The 16,806-nt window shown below is 48.5% G+C and carries 13 protein-coding genes; all 13 read right to left on the bottom strand.

From position 1 onward, the window contains the following. Positions 1-100: 100 nt before the first annotated feature. On the bottom strand, positions 101-3,274 hold the full coding sequence (locus FCL45_RS06470; protein WP_136798605.1) for a hypothetical protein: 3,174 nt from the start codon (positions 3,272-3,274) through the stop codon (positions 101-103). Between the two features lie 368 nt (positions 3,275-3,642). Beyond that, positions 3,643-4,587, bottom strand: a complete 945-nt coding sequence (locus FCL45_RS06465; RefSeq protein WP_136798604.1) for a glycerophosphodiester phosphodiesterase — start codon at positions 4,585-4,587, stop codon at positions 3,643-3,645. A gap of 14 nt (positions 4,588-4,601) precedes the next feature. Further along, a complete protein-coding gene (locus FCL45_RS06460; RefSeq protein ID WP_136798603.1) occupies positions 4,602-5,882 on the bottom strand; it encodes a TRAP transporter large permease in 1,281 nt (426 codons plus the stop codon). A 65-nt stretch (positions 5,883-5,947) separates the two neighbouring features. Beyond that, complete coding sequence (locus tag FCL45_RS06455) at positions 5,948-6,463, bottom strand: TRAP transporter small permease (protein ID WP_136798602.1); 516 nt, start codon at positions 6,461-6,463, stop codon at positions 5,948-5,950. Between the two features lie 54 nt (positions 6,464-6,517). Then, positions 6,518-7,516 (bottom strand): C4-dicarboxylate TRAP transporter substrate-binding protein, encoded by a 999-nt coding sequence (locus tag FCL45_RS06450; protein WP_136798601.1) that lies wholly within the window; start codon positions 7,514-7,516, stop codon positions 6,518-6,520. A gap of 97 nt (positions 7,517-7,613) precedes the next feature. After that, positions 7,614-8,300, bottom strand: coding sequence for an HAD family hydrolase (locus FCL45_RS06445; RefSeq protein ID WP_136798600.1), 687 nt, complete (start codon positions 8,298-8,300; stop codon positions 7,614-7,616). A 20-nt stretch (positions 8,301-8,320) separates the two neighbouring features. Further along, positions 8,321-9,256, bottom strand: a complete 936-nt coding sequence (locus tag FCL45_RS06440; RefSeq protein ID WP_136798599.1) for a sugar-binding transcriptional regulator — start codon at positions 9,254-9,256, stop codon at positions 8,321-8,323. Positions 9,257-9,745: 489 nt separating this feature from the next. Next, a complete protein-coding gene (locus FCL45_RS06435) occupies positions 9,746-10,483 on the bottom strand; it encodes an amino acid ABC transporter ATP-binding protein (RefSeq protein ID WP_136798598.1) in 738 nt (245 codons plus the stop codon). A 41-nt stretch (positions 10,484-10,524) separates the two neighbouring features. Beyond that, entirely contained in the window at positions 10,525-11,196 is a 672-nt protein-coding gene (locus FCL45_RS06430; protein WP_136798597.1) for an amino acid ABC transporter permease, read from the bottom strand. Positions 11,197-11,240: 44 nt separating this feature from the next. Next, on the bottom strand, positions 11,241-11,999 hold the full coding sequence (locus FCL45_RS06425; RefSeq protein ID WP_136798596.1) for an amino acid ABC transporter substrate-binding protein: 759 nt from the start codon (positions 11,997-11,999) through the stop codon (positions 11,241-11,243). A 502-nt stretch (positions 12,000-12,501) separates the two neighbouring features. After that, entirely contained in the window at positions 12,502-14,202 is a 1,701-nt protein-coding gene (locus FCL45_RS06420) for an NAD-dependent malic enzyme (RefSeq protein ID WP_136798595.1), read from the bottom strand. Between the two features lie 245 nt (positions 14,203-14,447). Continuing rightward, positions 14,448-16,235, bottom strand: a complete 1,788-nt coding sequence (locus tag FCL45_RS06415) for a hypothetical protein (protein ID WP_136798594.1) — start codon at positions 16,233-16,235, stop codon at positions 14,448-14,450. Next, a complete protein-coding gene (locus FCL45_RS06410) occupies positions 16,222-16,707 on the bottom strand; it encodes a putative lipoprotein (RefSeq protein ID WP_136798593.1) in 486 nt (161 codons plus the stop codon). The genes FCL45_RS06415 and FCL45_RS06410 overlap by 14 nt, the downstream gene beginning before the upstream one ends. Between the last annotated feature and the right edge of the window lie 99 nt (positions 16,708-16,806).

The following is a 16,806-nucleotide window of genomic DNA, read 5'->3' as shown; positions in this document are numbered from 1 at the left end:
GAGTACGTATCTGATACAGATGCAATACCAAAGAGCCAGAGTGCGCCGCATACCGCACTCTGGCTCTTTTTGTGCGCTACTCCGGAGATAATTTTTTCCCCTATCTTCGCTTTGCCCCAAGCCGTTCCAGATCCCTGAGATACTCTTCTGACCTGTCCAGATAAAAAGCCAGGGCCTTGGTAAAATTCTTGCCGACCAAGCCATCCACGAATACCTGGCTGATCTCTTTATGTCTTTTCAGCACCAGTTGAGAGCGATAAAAAATCAACCACTCCTCTTCCGACATGTCCTGCATGGTCAACCATAATGCCTTGCTTGCACGCGGTTGGTACATCCAGAAATACATCAGGTCAAGCGCGTTTACGATGATATATTTCTCCTGCTCCCTGGCCTGGTAATTCAGGGTCTGGATAGTCATTTTCGGAGACTGCAGAAGGTCGAGTACATCCTCTTCAGGAAGCATCAGGTCGAGCTGGGAAAAGACACCAAAAAGTTGGGTGATCTTGGCTCTATAAGCAGTCAGTCTCGCTCTGATATTTGCTTGTCGGTCAGCAAGGCCTTCTATTATCCCCGCAACACAGTCTGAGGCAAATTTTGAGATTATTGCGGCCCATTTCTGCAACATTCCAGAAACATCCGGAACGCCAGCCATATACAAAACGGCTCCAACCAGAGAGTTCAGCAGAACAGCCAGGGGAATCGCCAGGATGGAACGGAAAAAATTACCTATAGTTGCACCCTTAGGCAGCCCCCGCAACATATTATGGCTGGAAATATAGATGCCATTGGCTAGCCCCATCACTGCGTACAGCATGATCGGGTTATTGGCCGTGGTTACGCCAAAACCCTTATCGAGCAAGAGAGTTTTCACCAGGAAATCAAGGAGGGGAACGGAGAAGCCGGTATATAAGAGGGAGTCGGCAATTCGGTTCCAATTGACCAGGGAACTCCAGGGCAATAACGGAGAACGCTTGAGGCCGCCGCCCCCCAACACAGACTGGATAATATTTCGTGAACCGGTAATACCAAACCAGATAACCGCACCAAACCAGGCAAGTAACCACCACTCTTTCGTCAGGTAAAAGGTAAGAAAAGCCGGTATAAAGCCCAACAACACCTTCAGACTGTTCTTTATGGTAGTGTTCAGATATTTCCAGCTGTTCGCGATGCGGGCTGGTACACCTTGCTTTGCGCGACTGCCGTTTTTAATCTGGTCCGCGCTACCGTTGCCAGAACCTCTGGCAATACCACCAAGCGTGGCAATGTTACCGGAAGTACCGGCATGAACGACGAATTCATCCATGCTCCAGTCAGTCCACTGCTGCCCCATGCGTATTCTGAGAGCCCTGACGAGACCACCCAGTTTATTTAAACGGCTCCCGGTATCGGGCAAATGATGGCTTTTTCGATGGCTGGTCCTGGTCAACATGGCGCTGACAGGAATAATGGTACGGTCAGCACTGGCTGCAGCCTCATAGACCTTGCGTTGTGACCTCAACGGCAAGGTATCGATCACCGCAAACCCCATCCCGTGCCGATGTTCAGCCTGCCCTGTTGAACCTGAACCAATCCGGGAAAGCAGGCTTTTCCGTTTGTAATAATTATGAAATTCTTCGAGATTATAGAGGATATCCAATAACCTTCGTTTACGGCTTTCAAGGAGCCGTAATTCAGGTGCCAGCTCGCTTTTTTTCTCTTTTTTCCCTTGCAGGTTCCTGATAATCCACTGATATCGCTCTTCATGCTCCCAGATAATTGCCCGTATCGCTCTCTTGAGACTGATGACGTTATCTTCATTCAAGGCCCTTTGCAAATCACCGACAAGTTTGTAATTTCGCTCCGGACTCTTTAAATCGACAGCTTCGCCCGCAAAATATTCCCTGCCTGAGCTTATGCCGGAAGTCATGCCGTGGGCTGCATCAACGAGGTTATATGCTTCGATGTGGGTAATCATTCCCCCACAGTCATACAGTAGCTCAAGGGTATCCTGCAGAGACAAATTGCCGAGGTTCAGAACAAATCTCGAGCTTGAATGCAACGAGCGCAACCTGCGCATCAGAGATTGGGGGGATTCCTGTAACAGTTTCGGGATATCAGCAGCTCTACTCTCGTCGTCCACCAAGACAGGACGATTCGGGTTATGCAGCTGCGGATTGCGTGCCGGCGCCAGGAACTCATCGATTATGTTTTCAACTTCAAGGGTTGCCAGGCGTCTCTTTCTTAACTCAAAAAGCTTCTCCTGCCCCCCGGGATTGTGCCTGTTGTATTCTTCCAGCACAGCACCGATTTCTCTTAAAAGCGTATCCCGAATATATCTGGCGAGATGAAGCAGCGATGGCTGCCCCACACCAATAAAAGATAGGAAATTACTGAGATCAAGCGGCTCAAGCTCGAGCTGAAGATTTTCGTTCAACTGCGGTAGATACAGCTCATTGAACAGGTCGAACACATCAAAAACATAGCGCTGTTGATACAATGAGACCTGTCTCGCCTCTGTCATCAGCTTTTGTGTTTCTTCGTGCTCAAGAAAACTGAGAAACTGGCTGTTGCTGGTAAAGTCGTGAGGTTCCCAGGTGAAACGAACATATTTATCATGGAACCTGCTGGTCATCTCAATGCCCACCTGGACCTTCACATCAAGGATCTCACCGGCAGCAATCAATTCCCGCACCACATCGGGTCGCACAAAATTATAGTAAACAACTGTCAGATGCCTGATTCCCTTGATCCAGGCATCCATTACAAGATGGGTAGGAGATTTCCGGCCCTTGGTATTGGCATCGTGCACATGATGATCAAAGGCACACTGATTCCATTCCTCGGGCATCTCGAGCAGATGGTACTTTTCAAGTTGCGCTCGAACAGTCCGGGGATTGCCTGCTGAAACCATGCGAAAATCATGGGCCAGTTTCAACTGACGAAGTTCATCCCCCTTACTCCGCATCAGCTCTTTCATTATCTGCAGCAAGGCCCGGGCAGCATTTTTGCGATAGAAATTCAAAGAGAGCTGTACCTCATCCTGCAGCCCCTGCAATGCCTTGATCCGGCCTTCCGCCTTGCCCTTGTCAAAAGAATCGAGCAGCCTTGCCATGGCGTAGGCAACACGAAGGCCCTGGGGAGCGGCCATCTCCTTGATGCCGTGGGGGTGCATATGCTCTTCAAGCAGAGTTTGCAGAACTTTCGAGCTTGCGCCCTGGTCCACGACATCAACAACGACTTCCAGAAGCTGATAATCTTCCTGATCAAAAAAAAGAGATGAAGGCCGAATTTGCATGATGATATCTGGGTGCATCCGCAACGGTAAAAAACGAGCTGCAGATGTCAGGGTGAATTTTCTACAAACTCAGTACTATCGAAGACAAACACGGTGTAGCCTCTGGTAGTATCTGAAGGGATTGCCGGGAAAAAGCGTAGAATTGTTTCCCAGGCGCTGGAATTATACTGAAAGTGGCTCCCTCAGCCCGCCCGGGCGGACGGGGAACCACCTCTATGAATGCTAATTACATTTTCTTTGACCAGGTTGCAAGATATTGTTCTACCAATTGCCTAATATTATAGGCAATTGGTCAGGATAACCCTGCCTGAACTGATGATACCTCCAAGCTACACACCAAACCTGACCATGAAAAGTCTATAAGCTTGTTACTGCTCGATATAATCTGCAAGCAAGCGGGCAGCATCCTTGTAATAATCAGTAAAGATGCCGTCGACTCCCAGCTTGGCGACAGCCAACAGGTCATCGGGATCATTTACAGTAAAGACCTGCAGAAGAAGCCCCCGCTTGTGAGTTCTTTCGATAAAGTGGGCCGGCAACGAGCGATACCAGACATTAACCGACACCGCATTCATCTCACAGGCCCTGTCGAGCAGTTGATCTGTATAGTATTCACCGGCCAGACATGCCTCGATCTCTTCAGCCAGGACCTGGCGTAAACCAGGGTCAGGGCACTCTGAATCGAGAAGTTGCAGGTTTTCCTCAAGGCTGGCAAACCGCGGCAGCATATACTCTTCGGCACCATAGGCAAAAATACGCTCAAAATATTGCTCCGCCTCCGGCCCTGTCTTTGGCATCAACTGCTTACGCCGGATGGCACCGTCGAGCAATGCTATTTTCAACTCCGGACAAACCTTTTGAATATCTTCAAGTTCCTGCCAGTTAAACGAGCTCACCACCAGATCTGAATATTGCAGTTTTGCCGCGGCAACATACTCAGCGAGCATTTCACCAGACCGGGTACCGGTATCAGCCCCTTTGAGCTCGAGGTGAAGAGCCGGTCGTTCTTCAGCCTTAATAGCCGAGAAAAAGTCGAACACCTCCGACAAAAAGGGGATGCGATCCTCACCACGTGTCGGGTCCCCGGCGAAAAGGCTCTTCAAAGTATTGGAATCGGTGCCGGAGACCGCACCTTTACCAGTGGAAACTTCCTTGAGATCTAGGTTATGGACCACTACCAGATGGCCGTCACCCGATAACTGCACATCAAATTCAATGGCGGGAACACCTTCTCCGGCAACTTTCTCGAAAGCGCGAATGGTATTCTGATTATAGCCGGGGTAATAGCACCCCCGATGGCCTATCAACAGCATTTAGACATCCTTTATTACAAGAGGTTTGGCAAAAACATTACTACTGCAGGCAGGTAGGTCACCACCAGCAGTACCAACAGCAGAGTAATAATAAATGGCCATATTTCCATAATGAACTGACCGATCCGTACCCCTGTGATGGAGCAGGTCGTAAACATCATGGAACCAAAAGGTGGTGTTATCCCACCAATCATGATGTTTACAATCATGATCAGGCCAAAGTGAATCAGGTCAATGCCCATAACTTTGGCCAGTGGCACGAGAAGCGGTGCAACAATGATCAGCAGCGCCCCCCCTTCCAGGAACATGCCAAGGATCAGGAGCAGGACATTTATTACAATGAGTATAACCCATGGAGAATCTGAAATGGCCAGGATGCTCTGGGTCAGCTGGTGCGGGATTCTCTCCCAGCTCATATACTGGCCAAAAACGGAAGCTGCAATAATAATCAGCATTACCGAACTGGTAGCAAGAACTGTATTTTTTAATATTATGGGGAAATGTTCCCATTTCAGCTGTTTGTAAACAAACGCACCGATAACGATACAGAACAGCACCGCCATCGCGCCCGCTTCGGTGGGGGTAAAAACACCAAAGCGGATACCGAAAATTATACCGAAAGGCAGCAGCAATCCCCAAATCGACTGTTTGAACTGTTTGAAAATCTCAGCTCCAGAGGCCATCTTCTCCCGGGTCGGCTGATAATTTCTCTTTCTGGCAATGAGATGAACGGTAAACATCAGGCCGAAACACATGAGCAGCCCCGGTGTATAGCCGCCAATGAACATCTTCGCCACCGAAACCTGGGCGATAAGAGCGTAAATAATAAGGTTTATGCCTGGCGGGATAACTGGTGCGATTGCAGATGAGGCGGCAGTTATCGCTGTTGAAAATGGAGCGCTGTAACCGCGCTTTTTCATCTCCGGCACAATAATTTTCGACTGCATGGCCGCATCCGCATTGGCCGAACCGGAAATACCGCCCATCAGAGTTGAGAGCAGAACATTCACCTGGGCAAGACCGCCTCGCAGATGGCCGGTGAGCACCTCAGCCATTCTCATCAGCGAAGCACTTATCCCTGAATAATTCATAATCTCACCCGCCATGATGAAAAACGGAATAGCCAGCAACGGGAACGAAGCGGTTGAGGTAAGAAACCTCTGCAGAATGAGATCCGGCGGTGTTCCCACATCGCCAAAGGTAAAGTAGGCAAGAGCCGCGGCCAAAAGGGCGAAAGCTATGGGAATGCTGGTGAAATAAAGCAGCATTACTATGATGACGGGGAATGTTGACATGGCGTTATTTGTTTAAATATGTAACGTCTTTGGGCGGATTTCGGACAAGTATAATTTGCTTATCTTCACTTTGATGAACTCGCTTTTTGGGGAAGCTGGTCATCTTCGGGGGAGAACAGCTTGCGCAGATCCTGATAGCAAAAGGTCAGGGCATAAATCGTCATCAAAGTAAAACCAACAGTCAAAGCCAGATTTACGTAAATTGCAGGGATATCGAGAACCGGAGTGCGTTTCAACTTGTTCGCCTGGATAAAGAGAACGCTCAGGTAAGCGATATAGCCATTGATAATGACCATCATCATATCGATTACCACTGCGATAACAGCGCGATACGTCCGGGGACCAAAGCGGGTAACGAAATCGATACCAATATGCATTTTGTAACGATAAGCCGCAGCGGAGCCCACAAAAACAGACCAGATAAAACTGGTTGTGGCCACCTCTTCAGCCCAATACAAGCCACCGTGGAAAAGGTACCTCAGGGCTACATTGACAATGACTACCAGTACGGTGACACAGAGAAAAGCACCGGCGAGGATAAGGTCTAAATTGCTGTAAATCTTTTTAGGTGTATTCGACATTGCTCACAAAGAACGTGCACGGAAGACATACCTTCCGTGCACCGATAAGAAATTTTATCTCATGCTGTCAAGCTCTGAGAAAATCGCTTCAAAAACACCAGGAGTCATACCCTGATCTTCTTTATACAGCGGAGCCAGCGCCTTGCGGAACGCATCGCCGTCAACTTCATTGAACTTCACGCCGTATGACTCAAGCTCCTTCACCACACCACCGTGCTGGGACTTCAGCAGTTCTACCATATCGGTTGCGCCTTTGGTGAACTCTTCCGCAATGATAGCCTGATACTTGGCAGGGATAGAGTTCCATACATCTGTAGAAATATATACACCACAGGTGCCAAGAATATGACGGGTATTAGCAACATTTTTGGTTGGGCCTTCGTATACCTTGGTACCGATATTGGTGAACTCGGAACCTTCAAGTCCATCCACAACACCCTGCTGAACAGCGGACAAGGTCTCACCCCATGGCAGAGGAGTTGCAACTGCGCCCATGGCGGTAAGGGTATCGATATAGGACTTGGAACCCGGAGTTCTGATCTTCATGCCATTCAGATCTTCCGGAGTGGTGATGACTTTCTGGGTGATCAGGTTTCTGAAACCATATACATAGTCGAGGGCGAGAATCTTAATACCCTGCTCCTCGGCCTTGGCCATCATATCGGCAACAAGTTCACCCTCGGTAAGGGCAACGTATTCATCGAAGCTGCGATAGAGCATTGGGGCATAGAGCGCTTTAAAGTCTGGAACATAATCACCGATGAAAGATGGATCTTCAACAGAAATGAAGTTGGCTCCGCGAACTACCTGCTCCACACCTTCCTTATAAGCTGGGAGCTGCGCTTGTGGAAAAGTCTGGATATTGATCGCCCCATCGGTCTTCTCCCGAATGGAATCCGCCACAGCATCCATGGATATGGTCAACTGCTCTGCCGGGCTGAAAACGTGGCTCAATCTCAGGGTTAATTTATAATCGTCAGCAATGGCAGATGATCCACCAGCCAAGGTCATAGAAACAAAAAGTCCCAGTGCCGCCAGTTTACTTTTACGCATTTTTTTCTCCTTTAATCGTTTTCCACTTTATCGCGTGGTGTTTTGTACAACGCTGTATATGTATTCTCCCTGGCTCGTACCAGCAGACAGGGAAAAACTAACTCTTCAACTCATAGTTCAACAACTTCCAGGGAAACTCCTCCCGGGAACAAAGAAAATATTGTGCAGCCTCATATCCTGTTCTGCTTGTGCCTGCTTCTGGCCAGGCGACCGCTGTCATTCCTGCCTTAACAGCCGCCGAAACCCCGACAATGGAATCTTCCACCACCAGACATCTGGCCGGGCTCACCCCAAGCTTTTCTGCCGCCACCAGATACGGTTCCGGATCAGGCTTGCCATTTACCACATCCTGCCCTGATATGCTGAAACGTACCATTTCTCTCAGCCCCAACAGGGCGAGATTGGCCTCGACTACCTGCATGTCGCCGTTGGATACACAGGCCTGGGGAATACCAAGTTCGGCAATTTTATTGAAAACAGCAATTGATTCAGACCGCGCCATCCCCTCTTGCAGAGCCTCGCAATAGATATCGGCGCACTCCTGGCAAAAAGATTCCAGATTACTGTTGAACTCATGGACTTTCGCAAGATACTGCCATTTCTCAGCCATGGACTTACCAAGCAAAAGTTCATTGTCCTGCTTATTGAGGGTATAGCCCCGTAAGCGACACCAATCGGCTATTACTTCATAATGCAACTCTTCACTGTCAATCAGCGTTCCGTCAATATCCCAGAACACCGCTTCAATAACAGCCCTGTCCGATGATGCAACTGTACTACCCATGTTTTACAACCTCGTTTGTATCAATTCTCAAGCACAGCTTGAGCGGTTACCTCATCAGTAACGAGTATATCTGCGTATCCTGCCCGCAGGACCGCCTGAATAATTGGAACTTTATGAATACCACCCGAGGCGACCACTTTGGTCGGTATTTTCTTCAAGTGATGTAGATCGGCTCCCATGAACCGTCGGTTAATAGGATGATCAATCGGCTGACCGTCTTTGTCCAGAAAATAGCCGAACACCTCCCCGACAGAATCTGCTTCAAGAAGGGAATTCCATTCACTTTCGGTAAGCGCCCCGAGCACCACATTGGTGGAACGAACGGTAAGATCACCTGCACCGACCAGCGCCATATCCACTTCTACTGCACGCTGAAAGGTTCTTTCAAACATTGGCTGGGTCATGAGAGTGGTACGAACCTCCTCAGAGGTTACATACATGGGGGCGGCGATATAATGACATTTCGAAACATTGAGCCGCCTGGAAAAAACCGCTGCGATATCATAGGGATTAGTCGTTCCGCTTCTTGGCAGACCACCAAAGAGTGAGACAATGGAGGTTTCAGATGGTCCCCGCTGCACCACCCCGCCCAGGCCAGCACGCAGGGTCTTCCCCCAGCCAAGCCCAAGACTCTGCCCATCCCGCAAATTACCTGAAACATAGGAGCCAGCGGTTTCCCCTATCGCTGCATAGAGATGTTTTTCCTTGACGGGAGTCGGTACCACCATAGCTTTAACAAGTCCATACCGCTTCTCGAGCTTATTCTCCAGCTCTGCACAACTTACCTCTTCGGCATTAATGATAATCTGGACAAAACCACTATCCCGGCAATCCTGAAGTGACTTATTAACCCGTGCACGGGTTATCCCGAGCTTGGTGGCGATTTCGGCCTGAGTTAACCCTTCGTTATAGTAGGCCCAAGCGATCCGTGTCAGTAAGGTATGTTCATTGTTCACAGTGATACATTCTCCCGAGTGTTAATACATATGTATCCAATTATTGACCTATATACATGGTACACAGCTGGGATGCAAGCACTGCCGTAAGCAGTAATAAATATTTAACACAATCGACCAGCCCCATTAAGAACCTAACAATACGATGCAAATGACCCACCCCAACCTAAACCAACCAAAAACATAAGGCATAGAACGGACCCAAGCCAGGACCTACATCTGTCAACCGAACCTTACAAAATCCCCCCCAATGGCATCATTTGATGTACCTGCCAGAAGCGTACCCACAATAACTTGAGAGAACTGCTGACTGATAATAGCCAAACCGAGCCAGGTGATGATACCGAAACTGCACGTGTGCTAATTCTATGAAATTGAGAAAAATATGTGAAGTGATTGCAAATATGGGTGGATTCAAACAGATGCATCTCTGCTCCATAGCTACGGGAAGAGTAGAAGAAATTTTTCTGTTTAAACTTTTGAGGCTTCTTAGTGGATTTGAATCTGGTTGAGGAATTTTTTCAAACGCACATCTTCTGCCGCCGAGAAGATCCTGGCCGGTTCGCCCTGTTCAACGAATCCGCCGTCAGCCATAAAGATAACCCTGTCGGCGATATTTCTGGCAAACTGCATCTCATGGGTGACCACCAGCATGGTCTGATGGCGGCGGGCAAGTTTCTGCATCAGGCCGAGCACCTCCCCCACCCACTCAGGGTCGAGTGATGAGGTCGGTTCATCAAAGAGCAGTAACTTGGCATCCAGCGCCATTGCCCGGCCAATGCCGACCCGCTGCTGCTGACCACCAGATAGAGCAGCAGGATAATGATCCCCCTTATCACCGAGACCAATATCTTCTAAAATCTGCCGGGCCCGGTCACAGGCAGCCCATTTCTTCCAACCATGTACGGTTGTCAGCCCTTCCGCTATATTCTGCAGGGCGGTCATATGGGCAAAGAGCGCGTAATTCTGAAAGACAAAACCGGTCTTGCGACGCAGTGCCAGAATATCACTCTTCCTGGCGCTGCGAATATCGCACGACACATCGTCAATCCTGACGCTGCCGGTATCGGCTGTCTCGAGGAAATTGATGCAACGGAGCAGGGTAGATTTCCCTGTTCCCGAAGGGCCTATTATGGCAACAATTTCTCCTTTGGCAATATCGAGATCAATGCCTGAGAAGATCCTGTTTTCTCCAAATTTCTTACTAAGATTTCTGATCTGAATCATAGATGTACTGCCAGGCCCCAAGATAGATAAGAGCTGAAAAATTATTGATTATACGCCCTGTTCAACCTGATCTCTGCCCAATTCTGCACCTGGGTAAGGATCAACACCATCCCCCAATAGATGAGCGCCACCGCCAGAAACGCTTCAAAAAACTTGAAGCTGGAAGATGCTTCCATCTGCGCCCTGGCCATTATCTCTGCCACGCCAAGGGTAAACGCCAGCGAGGTAGACTTGATCATATCGATAAAATAGTTCATAAGCGACGGCAGGGCGACCCTGGTAGCCTGGGGGAGTATAACCCGACGCATGGCCTGCATCTCTGTCATGCCGATAGATAAACTCGCCTCCCGCTGACTGCGATCAACACCAATAACTGCAGCGCGGATAGATTCAGCCATATAGGCGGCAAAATGTAGACTCAAACCTATCACCGCTGCCGAAAAAGCATTGAGACCCACAAACACTGGGGCAATCTGCGGCAGACCGTAATAGAGCAGAAAGAGCTGCACCAGGAGAGGTGTTCCCCTGAAAAAGCTAATATAAAGCTGACTCAACTGATTAAAAATTGGGAGCCGATATACCCGAACCAGCGCCAGAACTACCGCAATGACAAGGCTGAATAACAGCCCCCAAAAGGCCATACCCAAGGTTATGCCCAGATATCTGAACAAAATCGGCATAAGCGAAAACATATATTGCAGGTCAAAAATCATGGCCCCCCACCTGGAGACAGGTATTCAAAACCAATCCCCGATTATTATTTTGTGATATCCGCGTCAAACCACTTTACTGCTATCGCTCCCAGGGTACCGTCCGCACGCATTGCCCGAAGGGCACTGTTCACCTCGTCCCGCAACTGCACTCCTTGGGCATTATTGACAAAGGGCCAGGCATTCTCAATCCTTTCAAAGGGCTCACCAACAGGCTCAAGCGGCAAGTTGGCCTTTTTGATAAGCTGTACAGTTGAGAGCCGATCCATGACAAATGCATCTGTCCGCCCCAGGGCAACGTCATGCTCAATGCCGGTATCGTAGGTCTTGATTTTAATGGTTCCCTCTATATCAAGTTCACGAAGCAGCTGTTCGTAATTTGAGCCGAGGTTCACACCAACGGTTTTACCATCCAGGTCATCCACGCCCTGAATTTCACCATTCCCCCTCTTGACCACCAACTGCGCCCCATCGATAACATATGGTTCAGAGAACAGATATTTTGCGCTTCGCTCCGGGGTAATGGTTATCTGGTTGGAGATGGTATCGATCCGCCCCGTCTCCAGGAGACCAAAAAGACCGGAGAAGTTGGCAGTGACATACTCGACTATGTAGTTGTTTCGCTTGGCAATCTCATTCCAGAGATCAACTTCAAAACCTTGCAGTTTATCCATCTGAACAAAAGTAAATGGAAAATATCTGCCGGACATCCCCACTTTCACCACAGTGTTTGCAACAACAGAAGAAACACCTACCAGAAGGCTCACCAAAAGAGCGAAAAAGAATATTGCGGTTCTGCTTTTCATTATATGCATCCCAAATTGAGGTTGTATCAAATACCTGAAGCTGATTTCCAGCTCTTTTCAAACGGTTCCCTTCCGGGATCCACTGATGCAAAAGTATAAGCAGGGCGTAGTCCCCAGGCAATTTAGCCACACTTAAAACTTAAACTATTCTCGCTTTAAATTCCTCCTGCCCCAGTTTGAAATCAACTACTTGACAGGACCATGGAAAAACTTTCCGATATAAAAGATAATAGCGCAAAGCAAGCACAATCAGTAATAAGAACTATTCTTTGCGCAATATTTCGACAACAAGAACCAATTGCCCGGAACTGCCATGCAGGCACATTTTTTCTTGTCTGACCGTTTGGCAACCGTCTAGCCTTAAGGGGAAGTAAAACAACAGGGAGGGAGCTAAGAAGCTGAAGAATACCTCTTAGCCGAACTATTGAGCGGAAGGCAACAGCCTCCCGCTCAATTGAAGATCCGGCCCATCTCAGATAACGTGAGCCACTGTGATAGCTGATCAGATGGAGGTACGTCTGTAATTACGATATTCAGGACCCCAGAAGTTCTCACAAAGTTGCTCGTCAAGAGCCTCGTCAGTGATGACGTTTGCCACACCATCCGCCATTGCTTGCTTGGCAACTGCCCGGGCTATCTTTACACTCACCTCACGAATATCAGTCAGTGGTGGCAATAAGGCATCGCCCTCATACTCTTTTGAGCATTCTGCAAGTGCTTCACTGGAAGCCATCAGCATATTCTCCGTCACCCTGCCTGCTTTCGAGGCCAAAACAGCAAGACCAACACCCGGAAAGATATACGAGTTATTACACTGGGCAATCGGATAGCTCTTACCATTCAGCTCTACCGGATCAAACGGACTGCCTGTAGCCACAACCGCCTTACCATCAGTCCAGGTCAACAGGTCTTCGGGGTACGCCTCACATTTGGAAGTCGGATTGGAAAGGGGAAGAATAATTGGGGTTTCAGTAGTCTCCAGCATCAGGTCAACGATCTCTTTGGTGAAAACCTGCGGCTGCATAGATACACCGATCAACACAGTCGGCTTGTAGTTACGAACAGTGTTGACAAAATCGACCCGCCCTTTCTCGTTACGCTGCCAACCTTCACTGGCCTCACGCTTCTGGGCAACCGGTTTCTGGAAATCTTTCAAATACTCCAGATCATCCGTGACCAGACCACGGGAATCTATGAGGGCAATTCTGCCACGGGCCTCCTCGTCGGTCAGCCCGCCTTGTTTCATGTGTGCGATAATCTGCTCACCGATACCGCAGCCGGCTGAACCCGCTCCCAAAAAGAGAATTCTCTGTTCCCCCAACTGCTGATCAAGATTTTTACACGCTGCCAGCAAAGTCCCTACAGTAACGGCTGCGGTGCCTTGTATATCATCGTTGAAGCAGCACATCCGGTCACGATATTCTTCCAGCAACGGCGAAGCATGCGTTGCGGCAAAATCCTCAAACTGCAGCAGCACATCCGGCCAGCGGCGTTTAACCGCCTGCACGAATTTCTCTACAAACTCGAAATATTCATCACCATCGATTCGCTCATTGCGCCACCCCATATAGAGCGGATCGTTGCGAAGCTCTTCATTGTTGGTTCCGACATCAAGCACAATCGGCAAAGTATACGCCGGGCTGATTCCACCACAGGCGGTATACAGCGAGAGCTTACCGATAGGAATGCCCATGCCGCCGATACCCTGATCACCAAGTCCCAGAATTCGTTCACCATCGGTGACGACAATCACTTTAACATTGTGCTTGGTCGCATTCTGCAAAATGTCATCTATGCGGTCACGATCGGGATACGAGATGAATAATCCCCGCTTACGACGGTATATCTTCGAGAACTCCTGACATGCCTTTCCCACTGTAGGGGTGTAAATATACGGCATAACCTCTTCCACGTTTTCAACCACCAGTCGGAAAAAGAGGGTTTCGTTGGTATCCTGGATATTGCGCAGATAGATATGTCTATCCAGTGAGTTCTCAAAACTTTTAAACTGCTGGTAACAACGCTCGGCCTGCTCTTCGATTGTCTCTATATTGTGCGGCAGCAACCCCTCCAGATTGAACATAAGTCGTTCATATTCGGTAAAGGCGCTTCCTTTATTCAAAAGTGGTGTTTCGAGCAATGCGGGCCCGGCATATGAGATATACAGCGGGCGTCTTTCTGCAACTTTGTGGGTATCCGACATCGTACCTCAACTCCTTGAATAAACTTATTAAAAAAATATTCCATGCGAGTACAGACACCTGAGTCTGCCCTTCACATCTTCCGTCCCTACGGCCACAATGTGACAAATGCACATTTTGCACACTATGCGCTACATCGTGGCCAGAAACCTAGTTTATCATTTCAGAAAGCACAATGAATTTCACAGATTGGCATGATCACTAATCTTTCGCGATCCTATAATTAAAACAAATAGTGCCTATTTTTTTACGGGGATTCCTCTAGAAAGGAATAATCCGGCGCAAGATATGTACCCTTGCGAATATTGACGAATACCAGTTCTGGAAGGCTATAGAATACCCCCTGTGCTCCCTGCTCTAAACGTTCACCTTTATCAAAAGGCAAGGTCAACACCCCGACGAGAGTATAAAGAGCGCCATATCCTGCATTGACCAGCCCAAACACCGGTCGTAATGCCCAGTTGTTATCGGTAAACATCAGAAAGGCAGTATCTCGGTCCCGTCTGGTATAGAGGGTACTCGTCATCGCATTGGACTCTCGCAGCCAGGCAATAAGCGAATTCAGTTGCTGGTCTTCAAGCTGACGTAATCGCCTTGACAGAATCTCCTCTTTATCATGGAGATTATAATTTTTTTTGACCAGGCTGTGGAACATGAATGGACTGAAGGAGAATTGCTCACCCGGCGAGATCCAGCCCCCCAACTGCCGTTCACCCTCTTCGCGGGAGGAAAACGATGCGTTCAGCTGGTGATTCATCTCTGTCACACAGTTACGACTGAGCAAGTTATAGCTGTAATTTGCAAGAATCTGGCGGTTCGCCTGCTCTAATTCGTCTGAGATGTCTGCAATGGCCGCCTCCAAGGTATCTTCTGAAAACTGAAAGTCATAGTGCACAGCCCCGGATTTCTCTGGCACCATTTTGCCTCGATCATAACGTATTTGATCCGCGCCCTGAAACACCTTATCGAGTTCAGCCATTCTCCCCCGAACCTCTTCCAGCCTGTTTATTACCAGTTCATGATGTTGACCCGTCACCATCTGCTCCATCAGATTCCGGCGGTCAAGCAACTGGGCGCGATAAAGGTTCTGCAAGGCATCAGATTCAACAATTTGCTCTGAAAGGGTAATTGTAAGGGCATCTTCAGGAAAGGGGTCGAGTGAGTACAGTCTCCGCTCTTCCAGGGACAGAGACAGCACATGGTATCTGGCAAGCTGGAGGAGCAGCGCCGACCCGTCGCCGGCACGATCTGAGACGATAAGCCTCAACAGTGATTGATATACAGTCTGCCGATATTTTTTAAGAGCAGCCAGAACATCTTCATTGAGCGGCAATTCGTCGGGGAGAGGTGCAATGACCGCCGACTCACTGAGGCTACGCCCTGAATCAATAACCTCCAAGGCAAGCTTTTTCTGCAACATATTCTGCAGTTCCAGGCTCCATTGAGCAGTAACAGGCTTTGTCTCATGCAAGGCGATACGCTGTTCAATCCTGCCGATTTTCTCTGCAAAAGCCCCACCGCCAATATCTGCGGCAATTTTCTGCCGTAAAGAAGTCGACAACCTGGCAGCACCAACTGAATTATCTACTGCAAAAAATCCCACAGCAGGGATAACAATACGGCTGTTATCACTTTTCAGAGAATCAAGCAAACGCTGGGCCCTGATCAGGTCATGGCGCTGCTGCTGATCAAGCTTCTGCCTGACCAGGGTCTGTGCCAGCTGATGCTCAACTTTTTCAAAGGTGTTGGCATCAACAGGTACTTCAGCGATATGAATAGGGCGGTTGCTTAACTCGGCATAAATAAGAGTGAACTTTTGCCAGCTGTCCCGCACAAGCAGGAATTCACCATTAGCAAAAAACTGGTAATGGTACAGAAATCCCCCTAACTTCAAACCATAATGGCCACCAGCAGCATGCCCGGTATTGGGAGAAACGTAGACGAAATCAAGGGTAAGCTCCTGCTCTACCGCCAGGGCAGAGCAGGAAAAAAACAGAAAGAGAAAAAGAGCGGAAATATACTTAGGAAACGCCATATCCTCTTTTCAGGGCTCTATCATATCTTTTCATCAACCCTTCGTCGAGCAACCAGCTATGCCCATAAACTGAGACACCGCCAATACTGAGACCACGTCCAATTGCCTCGTAGGTTTCTTCCATTGTCTCCCAGTTAGTAATGCCATGGGATCTGGCAATCTGATTCAGGTCATTCTCAAATGCAGCCCGGCTCTTTCCGTGCCTTTTCACATAAAAACTCACCAGACCTGCAACGTCATCCTGATAAAGCTTCAGATTCATTGCCACAGACTCATCAGAGCCGGATGAGCTTGCGGAAATTGACTCAAAACTCCCCATAATCGACTCAGAGCTCTTGGAAACGGAATCGGATGATTTCTCCAGAGAATAGGATACTGAACAACCACTGGCAAAAAGAGCCATTGCTGCCAACATTATTGATATCGAAATACTTTTTTTCAATGCGTTCATTGCTATATGTTTACTTTCCATAGCCTCCTCACTTGGCCACCTGCTGTTAATAATAGAACTCCTTCAAATCTGCCAACATGCAACTGCAGATCAAAGCCCGGAACAGTAAAATCACTCGTT

This window comes from Desulfosediminicola ganghwensis, assembly GCF_005116675.2.
GTDB classification, from domain to species: domain Bacteria; phylum Desulfobacterota; class Desulfobulbia; order Desulfobulbales; family Desulfocapsaceae; genus Desulfopila; species Desulfopila ganghwensis.
The sequence above is the reverse complement of the archived record's forward strand: the minus strand, read 5'-3'. Positions and strand labels throughout refer to the sequence as shown.

Bases quoted from the DNA above. Each gene is read 5' to 3' on its own strand.
- FCL45_RS06470 (WP_136798605.1), bottom strand. From the start codon at position 3,274: ATGCAAATTCGGCCTTCATCTCTTTTTTTTGATCAGGAAGATTATCAG.
- FCL45_RS06465 (WP_136798604.1), bottom strand. From the start codon at position 4,587: ATGCTGTTGATAGGCCATCGGGGGTGCTATTACCCCGGCTATAATCAG.
- FCL45_RS06460 (WP_136798603.1), bottom strand. From the start codon at position 5,882: ATGTCAACATTCCCCGTCATCATAGTAATGCTGCTTTATTTCACCAGC.
- FCL45_RS06455 (WP_136798602.1), bottom strand. From the start codon at position 6,463: ATGTCGAATACACCTAAAAAGATTTACAGCAATTTAGACCTTATCCTC.
- FCL45_RS06450 (WP_136798601.1), bottom strand. From the start codon at position 7,516: ATGCGTAAAAGTAAACTGGCGGCACTGGGACTTTTTGTTTCTATGACC.
- FCL45_RS06445 (WP_136798600.1), bottom strand. From the start codon at position 8,300: ATGGGTAGTACAGTTGCATCATCGGACAGGGCTGTTATTGAAGCGGTG.
- FCL45_RS06435 (WP_136798598.1), bottom strand. From the start codon at position 10,483: ATGATTCAGATCAGAAATCTTAGTAAGAAATTTGGAGAAAACAGGATC.
- FCL45_RS06430 (WP_136798597.1), bottom strand. From the start codon at position 11,196: ATGATTTTTGACCTGCAATATATGTTTTCGCTTATGCCGATTTTGTTC.
- FCL45_RS06425 (WP_136798596.1), bottom strand. From the start codon at position 11,999: ATGAAAAGCAGAACCGCAATATTCTTTTTCGCTCTTTTGGTGAGCCTT.
- FCL45_RS06420 (WP_136798595.1), bottom strand. From the start codon at position 14,202: ATGTCGGATACCCACAAAGTTGCAGAAAGACGCCCGCTGTATATCTCA.
- FCL45_RS06415 (WP_136798594.1), bottom strand. From the start codon at position 16,235: ATGGCGTTTCCTAAGTATATTTCCGCTCTTTTTCTCTTTCTGTTTTTT.
- FCL45_RS06410 (WP_136798593.1), bottom strand. From the start codon at position 16,707: ATGGAAAGTAAACATATAGCAATGAACGCATTGAAAAAAAGTATTTCG.